Source organism: Aliterella sp. E5.1 (genome assembly GCF_057473825.1).
Genome location: NZ_JBYCCV010000385.1, coordinates 1 through 1,475 on the forward strand (window position 1 = coordinate 1; position 1,475 = coordinate 1,475).

Below are 1,475 nucleotides of genomic sequence, written 5' to 3' on the forward strand. Positions count from 1 at the left end.
CATCCCACAACTATCTCTTGGTTTTCCTCGCCTAATCTCCATCATGAATCAGTTTGATTGTCTCCAATCTCTAAGTGAGCTATGGAGCGATTTCTATTTTTCCTCTGCCTAGAGTGACAGAAGAAAGCTAACTTGCTCGAGGTACTATGGACGAGGTCGCCCATAGTAAAACTTGGTGTTGCTGAATAATGCTATGAATCATTGAGGAATTGGGACATCCCAAAACTTGAGGTAGTGAAGTAGCAACCGAATCGAAGGTCTCAGCATTTCCTCGGATGAGCGAATAACACAAGGTCTGGCGATGCAGTCTTGCCAGATAATGTCTAAGCCTTGTGTTTTCCCCTTCTACCCGTGTCCTGTACGTCTTACTGATAATCTGGTTTCCCTCTGGAATAAATCCTGGATAAACTGCCCAGCCATCGGTAACGTAGAAGTAACACTGCCACTTAGCCACCATTGCCCATAATGGAGCAAAAGTTTTAGCACTATGGTCTCCTAACACCCATCCTAAGATCCCTTGCTTAAAGTGGTCAACTGCCGTCCACAACCAAATTTTGTTTTTTTTATTTGACAAAAGTTTCTAACTCATCGAGTTCCCCAGCTTCTGGGGTTGTCTCTGGAGCGTAAACATCTGGTAGCTGCTCTCCAACTTGCCTAACCCAATTAATTACTGTAGTGTGATGAACCCCCATGACTCGCTCAATACCTCGAAATCCCATCCCATTAACGTACATTTTCAAACATTGAGCTTTGGTTGCATCTGAATATCCTTGAGGGGCTGTGTAGACATCAATAAACTGACGACAAGCGACACAAATATGGTTTTGTTTCCCTCGCATCTTACCGTTCTTACGAATATGGTTAGAATTGCATTCAGGACATTGCATCAGATTTAGCCTCAATTCATATCACTATTATGCAACGCCTAAAACTTCAGCACCTTAGTGTGTGAGCCAACGAGTTAGTAGGGGGCATCGGCTTCGGTCAGCAGGCGCACAATCAGAGGATTTCTCTGTATAAGTTTAAGCATATGGCTATTTGAGTTTTCCCTGGAGCTACAAGTAATTGAAATAACTCAATGCTGAGGCATGAAACAGGGATTGGACTATTCATCAATCGCTTCGAGTTCAATTTAGCAATCTAATTGTCTCTCAACAGTGTAGAACATTACCGAAGAATCAATATTACACCCCAGTCAGCGATAGAGGTGCTTCTTCCCGTGCCGTCCGCTACCACTCTTGCTCCAAATATTCGTACCACGTTGCAGATTTGCTAACTGGGGCAAGCGATCTAAAGTAGTTACTTGCTGTAACCTCTGATATTCTGATTGCTGAATGGCGATTGCCGTATGGGTAGCCAATTGATTAAGTAAGCTGATCTCAAGCGGTTGCCAGTACCTCGCTCCACTACACTGATGAACAATTAGTAGTCCCCACAGTTCTTGCTTCTGAAGAATGGGAACCACCAATTTTGAC

The 1,475-nt window shown here is 43.7% G+C and carries 1 protein-coding gene and 1 pseudogene; both read right to left on the reverse strand.

What is annotated here, in order from left to right:
- Positions 1-198: 198 nt before the first annotated feature.
- Positions 199-887 (reverse strand): annotated as a pseudogene (locus tag AC2VE5_RS27505) (IS1 family transposase).
- Between the two features lie 308 nt (positions 888-1,195).
- A partial coding sequence (locus AC2VE5_RS27510) for a GAF domain-containing protein (RefSeq protein WP_486890702.1) occupies positions 1,196-1,475 on the reverse strand: 280 nt, incomplete at its 5' end.